The sequence below is a fragment of the Mesorhizobium sp. URHB0026 genome, from assembly GCF_054059755.1.
In genome coordinates, this window is sequence record NZ_JBSSCN010000001.1 from 4,271,996 (window position 1) to 4,289,994 (window position 17,999).

Annotated in this window: 15 protein-coding genes; 6 read left to right on the top strand and 9 right to left on the bottom strand. The window is 61.8% G+C overall.

Annotated features, from left to right (window positions below; translation table 11 throughout):
* Window positions 1-35: 35 nt before the first annotated feature.
* From ACVWWD_RS20880 to ACVWWD_RS20910, 7 genes are all read right to left on the bottom strand, one after another.
* The gene (locus ACVWWD_RS20880) at window positions 36-956 is read right to left on the bottom strand and encodes an ABC transporter permease (protein WP_352547176.1); all 921 of its coding nucleotides are present in this window, start codon (window positions 954-956) and stop codon (window positions 36-38) included.
* Window positions 956-2,086 (bottom strand): ABC transporter permease, encoded by a 1,131-nt coding sequence (locus ACVWWD_RS20885; RefSeq protein ID WP_031241290.1) that lies wholly within the window; start codon window positions 2,084-2,086, stop codon window positions 956-958. The genes ACVWWD_RS20880 and ACVWWD_RS20885 overlap by 1 nt, the downstream gene beginning before the upstream one ends.
* Window positions 2,083-3,660 carry an ABC transporter ATP-binding protein gene (locus ACVWWD_RS20890; RefSeq protein ID WP_352547174.1) on the bottom strand — a complete coding sequence of 526 codons (1,578 nt, stop codon included), beginning with the start codon at window positions 3,658-3,660 and terminating at the stop codon, window positions 2,083-2,085. The genes ACVWWD_RS20885 and ACVWWD_RS20890 overlap by 4 nt, the downstream gene beginning before the upstream one ends.
* A gap of 217 nt (window positions 3,661-3,877) precedes the next feature.
* Complete coding sequence (locus tag ACVWWD_RS20895) at window positions 3,878-4,855, bottom strand: quinone oxidoreductase family protein (RefSeq protein WP_352547172.1); 978 nt, start codon at window positions 4,853-4,855, stop codon at window positions 3,878-3,880.
* A 27-nt stretch (window positions 4,856-4,882) separates the two neighbouring features.
* Window positions 4,883-5,650, bottom strand: coding sequence for a phosphatidylcholine synthase (gene pcsA / locus ACVWWD_RS20900; RefSeq protein ID WP_224587278.1), 768 nt, complete (start codon window positions 5,648-5,650; stop codon window positions 4,883-4,885).
* Between the two features lie 47 nt (window positions 5,651-5,697).
* Window positions 5,698-6,312: a DUF1326 domain-containing protein gene (locus tag ACVWWD_RS20905; RefSeq protein WP_023795157.1), complete on the bottom strand. Its 615-nt coding sequence runs from the start codon at window positions 6,310-6,312 to the stop codon at window positions 5,698-5,700.
* Window positions 6,313-6,327: 15 nt separating this feature from the next.
* A complete protein-coding gene (locus tag ACVWWD_RS20910) occupies window positions 6,328-7,257 on the bottom strand; it encodes a DUF2182 domain-containing protein (protein ID WP_023795158.1) in 930 nt (309 codons plus the stop codon).
* A gap of 72 nt (window positions 7,258-7,329) precedes the next feature.
* On the opposite strand from ACVWWD_RS20910, the gene ACVWWD_RS20915 reads away from it, so the two are divergent.
* Both ACVWWD_RS20915 and hspQ read left to right on the top strand, forming a co-directional pair.
* Complete coding sequence (locus ACVWWD_RS20915; protein ID WP_352547170.1) at window positions 7,330-8,544, top strand: UbiH/UbiF family hydroxylase; 1,215 nt, start codon at window positions 7,330-7,332, stop codon at window positions 8,542-8,544.
* Between the two features lie 147 nt (window positions 8,545-8,691).
* The gene (hspQ, locus tag ACVWWD_RS20920) at window positions 8,692-9,015 is read left to right on the top strand and encodes a heat shock protein HspQ (RefSeq protein WP_352547203.1); all 324 of its coding nucleotides are present in this window, start codon (window positions 8,692-8,694) and stop codon (window positions 9,013-9,015) included.
* A gap of 84 nt (window positions 9,016-9,099) precedes the next feature.
* Here hspQ and ACVWWD_RS20925 read toward each other — a convergent pair whose 3' ends face one another.
* Window positions 9,100-9,729 carry an invasion associated locus B family protein gene (locus ACVWWD_RS20925; RefSeq protein WP_023784100.1) on the bottom strand — a complete coding sequence of 210 codons (630 nt, stop codon included), beginning with the start codon at window positions 9,727-9,729 and terminating at the stop codon, window positions 9,100-9,102.
* Window positions 9,730-9,962: 233 nt separating this feature from the next.
* Here ACVWWD_RS20925 and ACVWWD_RS20930 point away from each other — a divergent pair, with 233 nt between their 5' ends.
* The 4 genes from ACVWWD_RS20930 to mgtE all read left to right on the top strand — a co-directional run bounded on the left by ACVWWD_RS20930 (window position 9,963) and on the right by mgtE (window position 16,548).
* Entirely contained in the window at window positions 9,963-11,783 is a 1,821-nt protein-coding gene (locus tag ACVWWD_RS20930; RefSeq protein ID WP_457103302.1) for an extracellular solute-binding protein, read from the top strand.
* Between the two features lie 15 nt (window positions 11,784-11,798).
* A complete protein-coding gene (locus tag ACVWWD_RS20935) occupies window positions 11,799-12,479 on the top strand; it encodes a DsbA family oxidoreductase (RefSeq protein ID WP_457103303.1) in 681 nt (226 codons plus the stop codon).
* 541 nt (window positions 12,480-13,020) lie between these two features.
* Window positions 13,021-14,913, top strand: a complete 1,893-nt coding sequence (locus tag ACVWWD_RS20940) for an ABC transporter ATP-binding protein/permease (RefSeq protein WP_352547167.1) — start codon at window positions 13,021-13,023, stop codon at window positions 14,911-14,913.
* Window positions 14,914-15,183: 270 nt separating this feature from the next.
* Window positions 15,184-16,548 (top strand): magnesium transporter, encoded by a 1,365-nt coding sequence (gene mgtE / locus ACVWWD_RS20945; protein WP_352547165.1) that lies wholly within the window; start codon window positions 15,184-15,186, stop codon window positions 16,546-16,548.
* Between the two features lie 56 nt (window positions 16,549-16,604).
* Here the strand turns inward: mgtE and gor are convergent, their stop codons facing one another.
* Window positions 16,605-17,996 (bottom strand): glutathione-disulfide reductase, encoded by a 1,392-nt coding sequence (gene gor / locus ACVWWD_RS20950; protein WP_352547164.1) that lies wholly within the window; start codon window positions 17,994-17,996, stop codon window positions 16,605-16,607.
* Between the last annotated feature and the right edge of the window lie 3 nt (window positions 17,997-17,999).

Sequence of the window (17,999 nt, forward strand, 5' to 3'; positions counted from 1 at the left end):
GTTAAGCCTTGGAGCTTCCCGTCTTGTTCTTGTTGTCAACGATCCGGAACGAATGGCTGCCCCAGGGATGCCGGCGTGTTCATCATCGTCAGACGCTTGTTGCGCGAGATTAGAACGAGAACCACGACGGTTGCCAGATAGGGCAGAGAAGAAAGCATCTGCGAGGGCACTGGAATGCCAAAAGCCTGTGCATGAAGCTGGCCGATCCACACCGCGCCAAAGATGTAGGCACCGGCCAGCACCCGCCATGGCCGCCATGACGCGAACACCACTAGTGCGAGCGCGATCCAGCCGCGGCCCGCGGACATGTTCTCGACCCACTGTGGCGTATACACCAGCGACAGATGCCCGCCGGCCAGACCGGCGCAGGCACCGCCGAAGATGACCGAGAGATAGCGGTAGCGGATGACCTTGATGCCGAGCGCATGGGCTGAGGCATGGCTGTCACCAATCGAGCGCAGCGTGAGGCCAGTACGCGTCTTGAACAGGAAACACATCACCGCGGCCGTCAGCGCGATCGAAATGTAGAAGATCGGATCCTGGCCAAAAAAGAACCTGCCCACGATCGGAATGGAACTGAGGCCGGGAATATCGAGATTGGGCAGCCTGACGCCGGGCTGGCCAACGAAGCCTGTTCCCATCATGCCGGAAAGGCCGAGACCAAGCAGCGTCAGTGACAGGCCGGTTGCCACCTGGTTGGTGGCCAGCGACAGCGTCATCACGGCAAAAAGCAAGGAGAACAGCGCGCCCACGACGATCGCCGCCAAAAGGCCGATCCAGGGCGATCCCGTCAGATAGCCAGCCCCGAAGCCGCCGACGGCGCCCATGACCATCATGCCTTCGACACCGAGGTTGAGCACGCCGGAACGTTCGACCACCAATTCGCCAATCGCCGCTATCAATAGCGGCGTCGCCGCCGTGGCGATGGTCAGGAGGATGTTGACGGTAATGTCCATCAGCGGGCTTCCTTCAACTTTGGCGCGGTCTCGAGCTTCGCGGACGTTTCCTGTTTCGTCAGCGCCAGACCGATCAAGCGAATGCGGTAGTGAATGAGCGTGTCGCAGCCAAGCACGAAGAACAGCAGCATGCCCTGGAACACCCTCGCCACCTTGTCGGAAATGCCGAGCGCGCTTTGCACGGCCTCGCCACCGAGATAGGTCAGGGCCAGCACCAGGCCCGCGGCGACGATGCCGAGCGGATTGAGGCGGCCGAGGAATGCCACGATGATAGCCGTGAAGCCGTACCCGGGCGAAATTACGGGCTGAAGTTGCCCGATGGCGCCGGAGACTTCAGAGATGCCGGCAAGGCCGGCCAGCGCTCCCGATAGCAGGAAGGCAAAGAACACCATGCGGTTGAGTCCGAAGCCGGCGAAGCGCCCTGCTCTCGGGCTGGAGCCCAGCACGCGGACCTCGAAGCCCTTGAGCATGCGGCCCATCAGGATCCAGATCAGCACCGCGGCCACCAGGGCGAACACAAACCCCCAATTGGCGCGTCCGGCATCAGGCATCAGTTCCGGCAGCACGGCCGAGTCGCCGAACTGGATCGTCTGCGGAAAGCCGTGGCCCTGCGGATCGCGCCAGGGACCCCGCACCAGCCAGTCGAGGAACAGCTGCGCGACATAGACCAGCATGAGGCTGGTCAGGATCTCGTTGGTATTGAACCGGGTCTTCAGCAAGGCCGGGATCGCCGCGTAGGCCGCACCGCCGACCATGCCGAGCAGAAGCATCAGCGGCAGCACCAACGGGCCTTCGAATTGCGGGAACAGCACGGGAATGATGGAGCCGAAGATCGCGCCGAAGATGAACTGGCCCTCGGCGCCGATGTTCCAGATGTTGGCCTTGTAGCAGACCGACAGGCCGACAGCGATCAGGATCAGCGGCGCCGCCTTGATCGCCAGCTCATGCAACTGCCAGACCTGGCTGACCGGCTCGATGAAATAGATCTGGAATGCATTCAGCGGATTGACGCCGAGCAGCGCGAACAGAACCGCGCCGGCAATGATGGTCAGCGCGAAGGCGATGAACGGCGACAGTGCCGAAAACAGCGCCGAGCGCTGCGGGCGTTTGACGAGTTCGAGGCGCATCATGCCGTCTCCAGCGTATGTTCGGCGTGGCCTGGCTCGGCGCCGCCCATCAGCAAGCCGACCTTCTCGAAAGTCGCTTCTGCGATCGGCATCGGCCTGGACAATTCTCCATTGTGCATGACGGCGATCGCGTCCGATATTTCGAACAGCTCGTCGAGATCCTGGCTGATCACCAGCACCGCCGATCCGGCGCGCGACAGTTCGATCAGAGCCTGACGGATGTGGGCGGCGGCACCGGCGTCGACACCCCATGTCGGCTGGTTCACCACCATCACGCTTGGGCGGCGGTCGAGTTCGCGGCCGACGATGAATTTCTGCAGATTGCCGCCCGAAAGTGCTGCCGCTTCAGGATCCGGCGCGCTCTTGCGCACATCCATCGCCTCGATGATGCGTTGCGAGGCGGCATAGACGGCGCCGCTCTTGACCATGCCGCCGGTGCCGACAAAAGCCTTGCCGTCCGTGGCATGGCGCGACAGCAGTAGGTTTTCCGAGAGCTTCATGCGCGGCGCCGCGCCATGGCCGAGACGCTCCTCCGGCACGAACGCAGCCCCCAACAGGCGCCTTCCGGTAATGGTGAGGCCGCCTGCGTTCTTGCCGCGGATGCGCACCGAAGCGGGATCCTGCTGCAAAACCTCGCCGGAGACGGATTCGAAGAACTCGCCCTGGCCATTGCCGGCGACACCGGCAATGCCGATCACCTCTCCAGCGCGGACATTGAGGCTGATGTTCTTGAGCGGAATGGAAAACGGCGTTGCCGGCTTGCGGTTGAGGTTGAGGATTTCGAGCAGCGGCTGCGCGGTTTCGATCCCTTCGACCGGCGCTCGCACCACGGCCTGTACTTCGTTGCCGACCATCATGCGGGCGAGCGATGAGGCTGTCTCCTCGCGCGGGTTGCAGTGACCAACCACCTTGCCGTGCCGCAGCACCGTGGCGCGGTCGCAGATGCGTTTGACCTCTTCAAGCCGGTGCGAGATGTAGAGGATCGATTTGCCTTCCGCGCGCAAGCGTTCCAGCGTCTCGAACAGCTTGTCCGCTTCCTGCGGTGTCAGCACCGATGTCGGCTCGTCCAGGATGATGAGCTGTGGCGTCTGCAGCAAGCAGCGGATAATCTCGATGCGCTGGCGCTCGCCGACGGACAGATCGCCGACCAGCGATTCCGGATCGAGCGGCAGGCCATAGCTGTAGGAAAGCGCCCTCGCCTTGGCCGCGATGCTGCCGATCGGCGAGCCGTCATCCAACGACAGCGCGATGTTCTCGGCGGCCGTCAGGGCTTCGAACAGCGAAAAATGCTGGAAAACCATGCCGATGCCGAGCTTTTTGGCAACGCCTGGGCTGGTGATCCGCACTGCCTGGCCGTTCCAGAAAATGTCGCCGGAATTGGGTTCCAGCGAGCCGAACAGCATCTTGACCAGTGTCGATTTGCCGGCGCCGTTCTCACCGAGCAAAGCGTGGATTTCACCTTTGGCGATGTTGAGATCGACATGATCGCACGCTGTCAGCGTGCCGAATATCTTGGTCAGGCCACGAACCTCGAGCAGGTTCGCCCCATCATGATTTGCACTCACAGTGCCTCCCATCCGGATTACCGGACATGTTCTGTGTTCCCGCAAGCATCGTATGCGCGGCCGCCTCTCGTGCGAAAGCAGCACCCAACTTGAAAGAGCTTCAAGAATTTCAGCGGAAACTCAAGGACAAAGATCAGCCTTCCTTCGCACAAACATATGGCGAGCCGGCTTTTCGGGCAAACCATGCCTGCGGCTGCGGCAGCGCGCTGGAAACCCAGGCAGATTGTCGTCAGGGAACCAGGATAGTCGTACCTGTCGTTCTGCGGCCTTCAAGGTCCGCATGTGCCTTGCCGGCGTCTTTCAGCGCGTAGCGCTGATTGATCTTGATCTCGACGGCGCCGCTGAGCACGACCTCGAACAGTGCGGCGGCGGAGGCATCGAGGTCCTCGCGCCTGGCATTGTAGACGAACAGCGTCGGCCTGGTTGCGAACAGCGAGCCCTTCTGCGCCAGCAGCGACATCGAGAACGGCGGGATGGGTCCCGAGGACTGGCCGAAGCTGACGAACATGCCGAGCGGCCTCAGGCACTCGAGCGATGCCGGAAATGTGTCGTTACCCACCGAATCGTAGACGACGTCGCACTTCTTGCCGCCGGTGATGGCTGCTACGCCGGCGACGAAATCCTGCTCCTTGTAGTTGATGACATGGTCGAAGCCGTGCGCCTTGGCGAGTTCGATCTTGTCGGTGGAACTGGCGGTGCCGATGACAGTCGCGCCGAGATGCTTCGCCCATTGGCCGAGGATCAGGCCGACCCCGCCGGCCGCGGCGTGAAACAGGATGGTGTCGCCCGCCTTCACCTTGAAGGTGCGGCGCAGGAGGTATTCCGCGGTCATGCCTTTCAGCATCATGGCGGCGGCCTGCTCGTCGCTGATGCCGTCCGGTATCTTGACGACCTTGCTGGCATCAATGACGCGTTCTTGCGCGTAAGCGCCCGTCGTCACGGCATAGGCAATCCGGTCGCCCGGCTTTAGCCAGTCGATGCCCCCGCCGACTTCCAGCACCACGCCGGCGGCTTCACTGCCCGGAACGAGCGGAAATCCGCCGGGCGGCGGATAAAGACCCGAGCGATGATAGACATCGATGAAATTGAGGCCGATCGCGGTATGCCTGATCAGGATCTGCCCCGAACCCGGTTGGCCAGGATCGGTGTCCTCATAGATCAGGACTTCCGGACCGCCATTGGCGTGGATGCGGGCGGCTTTGGACATGGAGAGGATTCCTTGAAGAGCGGCGGGTCAGGCCTTTTTGGCGCCGAGGTTCGGAAAGAACTGCATGAGGCCACCAATGGTTGCGAGGTAGAGCCCGGTAACGGTGATGCCGATCTTGGTGAAAGTGCCGACTTGCTCGCCCAGCACGCCGATCTGGTCGTAGAAAGCGGCGAGTGCGGCCTGCGCAAGCGCGAGCGCGCCGAAAGCACACCACAACAGCGTCATGCCGAGATTGATCGGCCGCAGCCTCTTCACCCGCACCGGATGGATGAAGTTTATCGGGACAAAAGTCAGAATGCCGGCCACCACCACCACCGCGAACGAGACCCATTGTCCCGGTTCGATGACAAACAGCGTGAACACCACCATGTTCCAGACCACCGGGAAGCCCTTGAAGAAATTCTCCTTCGTCTTCATGCCGGTGTCGGCATAGTAGATCGCGCTGGAGACGACGATGATCGCCGCCGAAAGGAACGACAGGCCTTCGCCCATGAAGCCCCGTTGGTAGAGCGCGAAGGCCGGGATCAGCACGTAGGTCACGTAGTCGATGATGTTGTCGAGGAGTTCGCCGGACCAGGTCGGCAGGATTTCCTTGACCTCCAGCTTTCGGGCGATCGGCCCGTCGATGCCATCGACGAACAGCGCCAGGCCTAGCCACCAGAACATAGCCGTCCAGCGCTCCTCGCTCGCCGCCACCAGCGACAGGAACGCCAGGAACGAACCCGAGGCGGTCAGCAGATGCACCGAAAACGCACGCGCTTGCGGCCAGGTGACCTTCTTCTTCGGCCGCGGAATCCGGTCGGTGATCTTCCCGGCGATCTTGCGGGCTTTTGTGTTCTTGCTCACGGGCCCCGCCAATCAAGCTTGCATATCTCGGCCGAGCGGCCGGCGAAGTTCCAGTTGCGGCCAAAGGCGCGCATCTTGCTCTTGTCGGACCTCGCCACGATGATCTCCGGTGCGATCCAGTATTCCGAATTCGTGATCACCGTATCCTTGTCGCGGTCCTTGCCCGCGATTGGCGTGACCGCCCCGTCGATGATCTTCGGAATCTGGAAGATGCGGGTCTTGTCCCGTGTCTCGTAGGTGATCGGCACCTGTTCGACGCCCAGGAATTTGCCGACGAGGATCGAGAGCAGCGACGTGGTCCCGCCGGCCTTGCCGGTGAAGATCCTGGTCAATGCCTTGACCGCGTAGACCGAGGCTCTGATGTCGATGAACAGGCCCGCGGTCCAATTGCCGCGGCTCATGTAACCGGGGATTTCCATGATCAGCCCAAGGTTGAGGCCGGACAGGTCGACTTCGCCGAAGTGACCCGCATCGATACGGAAACCCGCCCATGTCTGGCAATAGCCTTCTGTTGGCGGGTGACTGCCGAGCGACAAGACGCAAGGGCAAAAAACCGTGCAATTGCAGGAGAGTACGAGCTCTCCTTTCATTGCCCAGCCCGGGTCAGTCATCGAATTCCCCCCCAATCACAGTGAGACTACTAGCAGCACGGCTGCCCAGACAAGCAGTATCGCACCGGCCAGCCGGGTTGGAAGACTGCCCGTCGTTTGTTTTTCGATCAGGGTGAACACGCCGATCAGCGCCATCCAGAAGACGTTCATGACGCCGACTGCGAACATCACCAGCATCAGTGCCCAGCAGCATCCCAGGCACCAGACGCCTTGCACGAAGCCCAGCCGAAAGATGCGGAAGATCTCGGCACTCCAGTTTGAAAACAAGGTCGAGAACGGGTTCCGGCATTTCGTCAGGCAGGCCTCCTTGAGGCCGCTGAACTGGTAGAGGCCGGCAACCAGCAAGGCCAGTCCACCCGCAACGCCAAGCACCGGATCGAATACCCCTCCGGACGCGGCGCCGGCGTGGACGGCAAGTGTCAGTGCCGCAAACAGCAGCGAGGCGGCGAGCCAGGCGCAGAGGTAGCCGGCAACCAGCACCAGCGGATGGACGACCGGCGCCCGCTTGATCCGCGCCGTATCGGCGATCTCGCAATAGGTGCGGATCATCGGCGCCGCCGACGGCAGCATCGCGGCGATCGCCATCAAGAACCACATGAGGATGAGTGCCAAAGCGCGCGGGCCGATGCTCGCGTCCAGCGGTGCTGGCGAAAGGCATAGAACGAAAAAACGTTCCAGGAAATCGGGCAGCGGCAGCTGTGGCAGGTTGCGCAGGAGACCGTCGCCCGGCGCGCTGATCCGCGCCTCGGCGCCGCGTATCGCCATCGCGGCAAGCAGCAGCCAGGCCACCCCGATGCTTGCACAGACGACGACATTGACCGTCAAACGCGGGTTGCGCGCGACATTTGCCGTGGCGCGGCCGGCGCGGTCGAGATGGCTGAAATCGTCCTGTTGGCCGGTCATGACACCCGAATGGGCCGAATCGCCGCGTTGATCAAGCCGCATCATCTGCCCTATATGCCTCTTTCGACTGGCGGGTCTGGTGGCCGCCTCTCAACTGCAGACCGGAAGCCGATCTTGGAGCATCAGGAAACAGCGCGGATACTGATTGCGGGCACGGGGCCGGCCGGGTTGATCGCCGCGCTTGCCTTCGCCGATGCCGGCTTTCGGGTGACGATTGTCGGGCCGGACATCTCGGCTCCCGACGGTCGCACCACGGCGCTCATGGCGCCTGCCCTGAAGATGCTCGAACGGCTGGGCGTGCTCGAGGACATCAGGCCCAAGGGCGCGCCCCTGAAGGTGATGCGCATTGTCGATGCGACCGGCCGGCTGATCCGCAGCCCCGTCGTCGCCTTCCGCGCCAGCGAGATCGACGAGGAACAGTTCGGCCTGAACCTGCCCAACGGCGCCCTTGGCCCGGCGCTTGCCGGCAAGGTGGCCGCGCATTCCGGGATCGAATGGCGCAGATCCATGGTGAAGGCATGGCACCTCGGCGCCGTCAAAGCGCATGCCGCGCTGGCTGATGGCAGCGAGATCGATGCGTCCCTTGCGGTCGCCGCCGACGGCCGCCTGTCGCCCGCCCGCGAGGCCGCGGGCATCTCGACGGCGGCGCGCGCCTACCCCCAGGCGGCGCTCGTCCTCAATTTCGGCCACAACCGCGAACATGGCTTCAACTCGACGGAATTCCATACAGAGACCGGCCCGTTCACGCAGGTTCCACTGCCGGGCAATCGCTCCAGCCTTGTCTGGGTGGTCAAGCCCGACACCGCCAAGGAGCTTGCCGCTTTGGACGATGCAACGCTCTCGCTCCGGGTCGAGCGACAGATGCAGTCGATGCTGGGCCGGGTAACCGTGGAGCCGGGCAGCCAGATCTATCCTTTGTCGACGGTTACCCCCCTGCGTTTCGCCGCACGACGGGTGGCGCTTGTCGGCGAGGCGGCGCACGTGTTCCCGCCGATTGGCGCGCAAGGCCTCAACCTAGGGATCAGGGATATTGACGATCTGGTTGGAATCGCGCGTGAAAATCGTGAGGATCCGGGGGCTGTTGCGGCCCTTGCTGCATACGATTTCAAGCGCCGGCCCGATGTTCTGGCGCGCAGCAGCGCTGTCAATCTCCTCAACATGTCGCTGCTTTCGGACATGTTGCCGGCGCAGATGGCGCGTGGCGTTGGCCTGGGTGTACTTGGCGGCTTTACACCGCTGCGTGCCTTCTTCATGCGTGAAGGGCTTCGCCCGGGCAGCGGCTTTGCGGCACTTGCGGGTGGCCTTCGGAAGCCGGCTCGGCAGCGCTAGCGATTTTGGGGACTTTGCAGCGGTATCGCGACGTTCACCAGAACCTTTGTTGCGCGTACCGCGTATCTTGAAGGCGCTCAGACGCTCGGGATTGAATTGATGCGGAGTCTGCGCCAAATAAAGCCAAGGAATTCAGTGGTGAGTACGATGAAAACGGCCAAATTCGCGATCGGACAGGTGGTTCGCCACCGGCTGTTCCCGTTCCGAGGCGTTATTTTCGACGTCGATCCGCAATTCGCCAACACCGACGAATGGTACGAGGCCATCCCCGCCGACGTACGGCCGCGCAAGGACCAGCCGTTCTACCACCTGCTCGCCGAGAATTCTGAAACCGAATACATCGCCTATGTGTCCGAGCAGAATTTGCTCGAGGATCAGTCGGGAGAACCCGTCCGCCATCCGCAAATCAAGGAAATGTTCGACAAGAAGCCGGATGGGTGCTACGCGCCGAAACGGCAGTCCAGGCACTGACTTCCGGCATGCTGAGTATGGCCAGAAATGAAAAAAGCGGGGCATGACCCCGCTTTTTTGACTCGATATGTTGCCGACGCCGGATCAGTTGGCGGTCTTCGCCTTCTCCTGCTCGTCCTTGAGCTTCTTGGCGAAATCCTGGTTGTTCTTGGCGACGAAGTCCTGAAGCTTTTTCTGCCGGTCCTCGATGTCGGACTGCTGCAGCGGCGGTCCGTCATAGGCGCCGCTGAAGCCCTGCAGCGCGATCTTGATCGGGTTGGCCTGGTTCTGGAAATTGATCGAGGTCAGCGTGATCCCCTGACCCTTCTTGAACGAAGCGACGAGCTGATCGGTCAGCGGCACTTCCGCCACGCAGCGATCCGGGAAGCAGATGACATAGTCGAGCTTCTGCGCCTTGCCGGTGTCGATTTGCAGGCCAATGCCGGGAGGCACGAGGCGGCCGGTCGGGACCGTCACCTGGAACACTTTGCGGTTCACCTTGCCCTTGAGCTCGATCAGGCTGACGCCGGTGACGAGTTGGCCATTGCCAGCGGTGACGATGTTCTGGACATTGCAGATGTCGACGTCTTCCTGCTTGGTGCAGGCCTTGAACCAGCCCTGCGGAATCTGCGGCTGCTGCTGCGCGGAAGCAGAGGGAAGTCCTGTGCCGAGAAAGCCAACCACGCCTGCGGCCATGACCGACAGGCGGTACGCGTTGCTGTTCAGGCTCGTCATGTCGTGCACTTCCTCTCAATGATCCCGGGGACCGGCTTCTTCGTGCCGTGTGGTCCAGCTACCTGTTGCCGAAATGAGGCAACAGAATGACTTCGGACGGCGTGTTACACTGCAAGCGGCGTCGAATCCAGCCCGCCCACCGGTAATTCTTGACGACGCCATTGGCAGCCACGCAGGTGCCCCATGCTAGGGTGCGCACCGAATCATCAAGCCGACCTGTTAAGGAGACGGTCATGGGCCGCGTTCTTGTTTGGCTGGTCACCGCATTGTCGTTTTTCAGCCTGTCGTCGCCACCGGCGCTGTCGGAGCCGAAACACGCGATTGCGATGCAGGGCGAACCGGCGCTGCCGCCGGACTACACCCATTTCAGCTACGTCAATCCCGACGCGCCGAAGGGTGGCAGCATTACCTATTGCGTCGTCGGCAGCTTCGACAATCTCAACCCTTTCATCCTGAAAAGCCTGCGCACGACCGCGCGCGGCATGATGGACACAATTTACGGCAATCTGGTCTTCGAACCGCTGATGCAGCGCAGTGCCGACGAGGCCTTTACCCTCTACGGGCTTCTGGCCGACACCGCCGACCTGGATCCCGAGCGCAAGAGCGTCGAATTCCATCTCAACCCGAATGCCAAATGGTCGGATGGTCAGCCAGTGACGCCGGAAGACGTGCTGTTCACCTACGATGCCTATACGCAGAAAGGCCGTCCACCCTACAGCGACCGCATGGCCAGGATCGCCAAGCTCGAAAAGACGGGCGACCATAGCGTGCGCTTCACCTTCAATGACAAGGCCGATCGTGAGTTTCCCCTGATCATCGCGCTGACGCCGATCATCCCCAAGCACGCTTTCGACATCGACACTTTCGACAGGACGACGCTGAAGCCGCTAATCGGCAGCGGTCCCTACGGGATCGCGCAGGTGACGCCCGGCCAGCGCATCGTCTTCAAGCGCAACCCCGATTATTGGGGCAAGGACGTTCCCGCCAAGCGCGGTTTCGACAATTACGACCAGATCACCATCGAGTATTTTCTCAACGCCAACGCCAAGCTCGAAGCCTTCAAGAAGGGTCTTTGCGCCATCGACGACGACAGCGATCCGGTGAAACGCGAGCGCGATCTCGACTTTCCGGCGTTTCATAGGGGAGACGTTGTCTCTGAAACCTTCGATACAGGCATTCCACCCGTCGTGACAGGTTTTCTGTTCAACACGAGGCTGCCGAAGTTTTCCAACCCCCTGGTTCGGCGCGCGCTCGGCATGCTTTATGATTTCGAATGGGCCAACAAGAACCTGTTCGGCGGCAAGTACACCCGCACGATGAGCTACTGGCAGAACTCGGAGCTCTCCGCGCTCGGCCATCCGGCTGATGACAGGGAAAAGGCACTGCTGGCACCCTATCCCGGCCGCGTGCCGGCCGACGTCATGGACGGCACCTGGAAACCGCCGGTGACGGACGGTTCGGGGCAGGACCGCAAGGTGCTGAAGACCGCTTTCGATCTTCTGAAAAGCATCGGCTACTATGTGCAGGACGGCACGATGATCGATTCCGACGGCAAACCTTTCGGCTTCGAGATTCTGACCGCCTCGCAGGATGAAGAACGTCTGGCCGGCATCTATCAGCGCACGCTTGAGAAGATCGGCATCAATGTCAGCATCCGCGGCCTGGACGGCGACCAGATCCAGTCGCGCAAGCAGCGTTTCGATTTCGAGGTCCTGATCGGCTCCAGCGGCTTCAACAATTCGCTGTCTCCTGGGATCGAGCAGATCGGGCGCTGGTCGTCCGCCGCGGCCAGGACCGAGGGATCGTTCAACCTCGCCGGCGTCGCCGATCCGGCGATCGATGCGGCCATCGACGCAATGCTGCGAGCCCGTTCGAAAGAGGATTACGTCGCCGCGGTTCGCGTTCTCGACCGGCTGCTGATCTCCGGCAATTACATGGTGCCGATGCAGTACAATACGCAGCAGTGGCTTGCTTACTGGAATTATCTGGAACATCCGCGCAAGACGCCCATATTCGGTTATCAGCTGCCAACATGGTGGCGCAAACCGAACTGAAACCCGGAGATCGAGATGAGCGAAGCGAACGCCATAACCGTCGATGTGGTGTCGGATGTCGTCTGCCCGTGGTGCTTCATCGGTCAGAAGCGGCTGGACAAGGCGATCGCCGCGGCCGGCGATGTCGAAGTGCATGTACGCTGGCGGCCGTTCCAGCTCGATCCCACCATTCCGCCGCAAGGCAAGGACCGCCACGACTATATGCTAGCCAAGTTCGGCAGCGACGAGCGCATTCGCGAAATTCACGCCCGCATCGAACCGCTTGGCGACGCTGAAGGTATTTCCTTTGCTTTCGACGCCATTAAGGTGGCGCCGAACACGCTCGACGCGCATCGGCTGATCCGCTGGGCCGGTGCCGCCGGCGAGGACGTTCAGAACCGAGTGGTGCGCCGCCTGTTCCAGCTGAATTTCGAGGAGGGCGTCAATATCGGCGATCACACCGTCTTGGTCGAAGCTGCCCGCGAGGCCGGAATGGACGCCGCTGTTGTTGAAACGCTCTTGCCGAGTGACGCTGATGTCGAGGCGGTTCGCACGGAAATCGCCACCGCGTCGCGCATGGGCATCACAGGCGTGCCGTGCTTCCTGCTCGAGGACAAATATGCCGTGATGGGCGCGCAGGATGCCGACACGTTGGCCGATGCGATCCGTCAGGTCGCGGCGGCCAAGGCGCGTGGCGAGCTGGAGAAGGTTGTCTGAGGGCCAGCGGACGCCACTTCTCCTCCATTTTGGCGTAGCTGATGAAAGAGCCGCTTGCCATTGGGCCGGTGCGGATCACCCATTTGATCGACGAATGGGCAAGAGAACGATCCTGCACTCCCGCTGTTCCAATGCGATACTGGCGACTTCGCGGCAGCACGGAATCGGCGTTGATCCCCGGCCCTCATGATTTTTTGAATCACGAAACCGTGTGCCAGGTTTCCCCAGGGGAAGATCGACAGCAGCCCCGTTCGCCGCGTCCAAGCTGCTGAAACCTTTCAAGATTTTCTGATCGTTGGCCCTCCGTTTTGCTGGCGATTGATCTTCAATCTGTTGCCTCAGTGCAACGGCCGCGAGAGCAATCCCATAGGCCTGGTTTAAAAATTAATGGAAAATGATCAATTGGTGTTACCATCCGTAACAAAACAAAAAAGGTTTGGGCGGGATCGTGATTCGGATCGGCAGGCGATCGCAAGAGTCAGTACCGGATGGACTACGCAGCGACGCCGCAGGGCGGTCGCATTTGACGCCGGTATCCTCGATGCGCAGTTTCTGGGGGCTCGTGCGAGCCTACTGGATCTCGGACCGCTGGAAGGAAGCCTGGGCGCTGACGCTGGTGATAGCCCTGCTCACAGCGCTGTCCAGCAAGGCTAGCGTGTGGTTCGCCATGGCGTCGGGCGAATTGGTCAATTCGATCGCCTTCCTGCACGATGCGGCCAACACCAGCCCCTTGGAGACAATCCTGACCAACGCCGGCATACTGGTGCTGCTGGTCATGCTCAAGGATGTCGGCTTCACCGGTGTGCGCAATCTCGTCTCGGCAACTTTGCATCGCAAATGGCGTGGCTGGCTGAACGACCAATTCAACCAGGCCTTGCTCGACGGCAACCATACCCATTTTCACGCTCAACATGGTTCCGCGGACGGCGGCATCGTTGCGCCCGACAATGTCGACCAGCGCATCCAGGAATCGATCAAGGACATGACCGGCGGTGCGATCGGCCTCGCCATGGGCGTGCTGGGGTTGGCGACTTCGCTCTACTTTATAGGCCAGAACCTGTTGCAGTCGTCAGTGGAGGTCAAAGGCCTGGAGTTCCTTGGGAGCTATGGCAGCGCTGTTCTCGCCCTTCTCGCGGTTGCCACATACGTCCCCCTCAACACCTGGATCGCCGTCAAGCTCGGCAGCCTGCTGGAACGGCTCAATATTCGCATGCAGAAGGCCGAGGGAAGTTATCGTAGCGAACTGACGACGTTCCTGCGCCGCAGCTTCCATGTCGCCGCCTCGCATGGCGAGGGCGTGCAGAAGAGGATGCACGACCGGCTCTATGTCGACATCGATCGCACCTGGGGGCGGCTGAATGTCGTCAACACCAGCTATATGTCGTTCGAGCTGATCTACAACTTCGTCGGCGCCCGTATCGTCGCCTATGCTCCAGGCCTTGTGCCGTTCATCCACAGCCGCTTGGACTATAAAGGCTACATCACCGGCTCTGAAATGGTCGCCCAGCTCATCAGCCAGTGTTCCTGGTTCATCCATGTCATGCCCGCCATCGCCACGCTGCGCGCCAACAGCCAGCGCGTGACGGAGCTCGCCAACGCGATCGAGAATGTCCAGTACCCGCAGGAATTCTACAGCCAGAGCGGCCGTTCCGACTTCCACTACGCCAGCCAGAATCCGGTCTTCGGCCTGACCATCCAGAAGCTGGAGCTGGCGCATCAGGGTGAGGATGCGACACCGTTCCTAAGTTCCGCCAACCTGCGCTTCCGGCGCGGCGAATGGACCTTCCTGAAAGGCGAATCCGGGTGCGGCAAGACCTCGCTGATCAAGGCGATCAACGGCCTCTGGCCCTATGGCCGCGGCACCATCGTCTTCCCGGAGGGAGTCAAGAGCTTCTATGCCGCCCAGGAGGTCAAGCTGCCGCAGGTGTCGCTGAAACAGCTGGTCTGCCTGCCAGGCTCCGAAGGTGACCAGGGCGATACCCAGGTCGCGTCGGCACTGCACAAGGCTGGCCTTGGCGATTTCATCGAACACATGGCCAATGAAAGCCGCGAGGGCAAGAGCTGGGATCAAGTCCTGTCGGGCGGCCAGAAGCAGAAGCTGGTGGTGGCTCGTATCATCCTGCAGCAACCGGGCCTGCTGTTCCTTGACGAGGCCACCGGGGCTCTCGACCCTGACGGCAAGATTGCCTTCCACCAGGCCATCAAGGACAACTGCCCCGATGTGACGGTGATCAGTGTCATGCACGAAGCCGTGGCACCGAGATCTGCTGCCGGGACCGAGTTCTACCACTCGATGGTCCTGATCGCCGACGGCGTCGCAACCAAGAGGCCGCTTGCCCCGAGCCTGCCGCTGGAACTCACCACGATCCTGGCCCAGCCAAGGCCGGTCGAGGACAAATGGACGCGTTTCTCGCGCCGGCTGAAGCAGAAATAACGGCGATGTCACCGTGGCTTGCCACGGTGACCGATCCACGGTGATCACAGTCTCGCGAATAGAGCCGTTCGGCACTGTTTTCCTTCCTCACGGCGATTGACTCGGCAAGGCGCGCTCTTATGTTGCGCCGGCTTGCAGCAGTCAAAAGCGAACCCGCAAGCAGAAAGGTCACCGCGCCATGCCTGGCGACAGTCACAGTCGAACGCAACCGCCGTCCGCCTAGACGTGACCTGAATGGTTCATGTCCTGCCGGACGGCAAGGAGTGAGCCATGAACGATTTTTTCCCCGTAGCGGACGACGAGGCCGTCGCCATCGCCCGCATCCTTGCCAACGATCACGTCGCCGACCTTGTCGACGTGCTCAACCATGAATCGCGCGAAACCGCGACGGAGCTGCTTTGCGCCGTAGCCTTCGAACGGCTGGTCGAGATTTTCGACCAGCCTGAGCTCGAAGGCGCGGCCGAACTGGCGGGGGCCCTGCCCCGTCCCAAGGCGAGCAAGCTGCTCACAGCCATGTCCGTCGACCGCGCGGCCGACATCCTGCGCGAGCTCGACGAGCCGGCACGCTCCGAGCTGCTCGGTGCGCTGGCGCCGCCGCTGCGCGCCACCCTGCTTTCCATTCTGGGCTATCCCGAAGGCAGCGCCGCCTCGATCATGACGACGGAGTTCGTTAGCGTGCCCTCCGACTGGACCGTCGGACGCACGCTCGACTACATCCGCAAGGTCGAACGGACGCGCGAGACCGTCTATGCAATCTACATCGTCGATCCGCGGACAAATCTCCTGGTGCGGTCGACGGGCTTGCGTCGGCTCATCACCGGTGAACCGGACGACCCGATCCTGTCGGTAGCGCCGGATCGCGTGCCGGTGACGGTCACTCCGCTGACGGATCGTGAACACCTGGCGCAGACGATCTCCAAATACGATCTGCTCGCCGTCCCGGTCGTCGACAACGGCAAGATCCTCGGCATCGTCACCATCGACGACATCATCGACGCGATGATCGAGGAGACGACCGAAGACGTGCATCGCTTTGGCGGCATGGAGGCTTTGGACGAGCCGTATATGAAGATGAGCTTTCTCGCCATGATCAAGAAGCGCGGTGGTTGGCTCTGTGCGCTGTTCATCAGCGAGATGCTGACGGCCAATGCCATGCAAAGCTATGAGGGCGAGTTGGAGAAAGCGATCGTGCTGACGCTGTTCATCCCGCTGATCATGAGCTCCGGCGGCAATTCCGGCTCGCAGGCGACCTCGCTGGTCATCCGCGCGTTGGCGCTGCGCGAAATCGGCCTTCGTGACTGGTGGCGGGTGGCGTTGCGCGAACTGCCTACCGGTCTCGTGCTCGGCGCCATGCTGGGCGTGGTCGGCGTCTGCCGCATCGCGCTCTGGCAGTATATGGGCTTCTATGACTATGGCCCGCACTGGCTGCTGATTGCCGCAACGGTTGGTGCCGCACTGATCGGCATCGTCACCTTCGGTTCGCTGTCGGGATCGATGCTGCCTTTCGCCCTGAAACGGATCGGTTTCGACCCAGCCAGTGCATCCGCGCCGTTCGTCGCCACGCTGGTCGATGTCACCGGACTGGTGATCTATTTCTCGGTGGCGCTCGTCATCCTGCGCGGCACTTTGCTGTAGCGGTTCGACCGCCGCCGCCGGCCATGGCTGGCGGCGGCAGAGCCGCGTCAGGCACGTCAGACGCGCTCGCCGTCCTTCACCCGATAGGTCGGCTTGTACATGGTGACGAGCTCTTCGGAGGCGGTCGGGTGCACGGCCATCGTGCGGTCGAAGTCGTCCTTGGTCAGTCCGGCCTTCAGAGGGATGCCGAGCAGCTGTGCCATTTCGCCGGCATCCGGCCCCAATATGTGGGCGCCGAGAACCCTGCGCGAAGCGCCATCGACGACCAGCTTTATCAGCATCTTTTCGTCACGGCCCGACAACGTGTGCCGCATCGGCCGGAAGCTGGCGCGGTAGATTTCGATATCGGCGAAGCGCTTGACGGCTTCGTCTTCCGACAGGCCGACCGTGCCGATTTCCGGTTGCGAGAAGACAGCCGTTGCGATCGTGTCGTGGTCGGGCGCCGTCGGATTGTCCTTGAAGGCCGTCTCGACGAAGCACATGGCTTCGTGAATCGCCACCGGGGTCAGCTGCACGCGGTTGGTGACATCGCCGATCGCCCAGATATTGTCGATGTTGGTGCGGGAATACGGGTCGACCTTGATCGCACCGGTCGCGGCGGTCATCTCGATGCCTATGCCTTCGAGGCCCATATTCTCGGTGTTGGGGATGCGGCCGATGGCCAGCATCACCTGATCTACCGTCAGTACCTGCCCCCCGATGAGCTGCGCGTCGAGCCGCCCGTCCGGCCGCTTGCTGACCGATTCGGAGACGGAATGGCAAAGGATCTTTATCCCCTTCTTCTCCATCGTCTCATGCAGCGTGCGCCGCAGGTCCATGTCGAAGCGGCCGAGGATTTCCTTGCCGCGATAGACCAGCGTGGTGTCTACGCCGAGGCCATGGAAGATGTTGGCGAACTCGACCGCGATATAGCCGCCGCCCTCGATCATGATCGCCTTTGGCAGTTCCTTGAGGTCGAAAGCCTCATTGGAAAAGATGCAGTGTTCGTGGCCGGGCAGCGCCGGATGCGCCGCCGGACGGCCGCCGGTGGCGATCAGGATCTGATCGGCGGTGACGGTGCGATCCTCACGCAGGAGGTGGATCACGTGCGGGTCGACGATCATCGCCCGCGTGTGAAACGTCTCGCCACCCGAACCCTCGACATTCTTCTTGTAGATCGCTTCCAGGCGGCTGATCTCGCGGTCCTTGTTGGCTACCAGCGTCTGCCAGTCGAAACTGGCTTTCGGCACTGTCCAGCCATAGCCGACGGCATCGGCGAAATGCTCGGGAAATTGCGAGGCATAGACATAGAGCTTCTTCGGCACGCAGCCCCTGATGACGCAGGTCCCACCGAAACGGTATTCTTCGGCAATGCCGACGCGTTTGCCGAGCGCTGCGGCGACCCGCGCTGCCCTCACCCCTCCAGAGCCGCCGCCGATGACGAAGAGGTCGTAGTCATAACCGGCCATGAA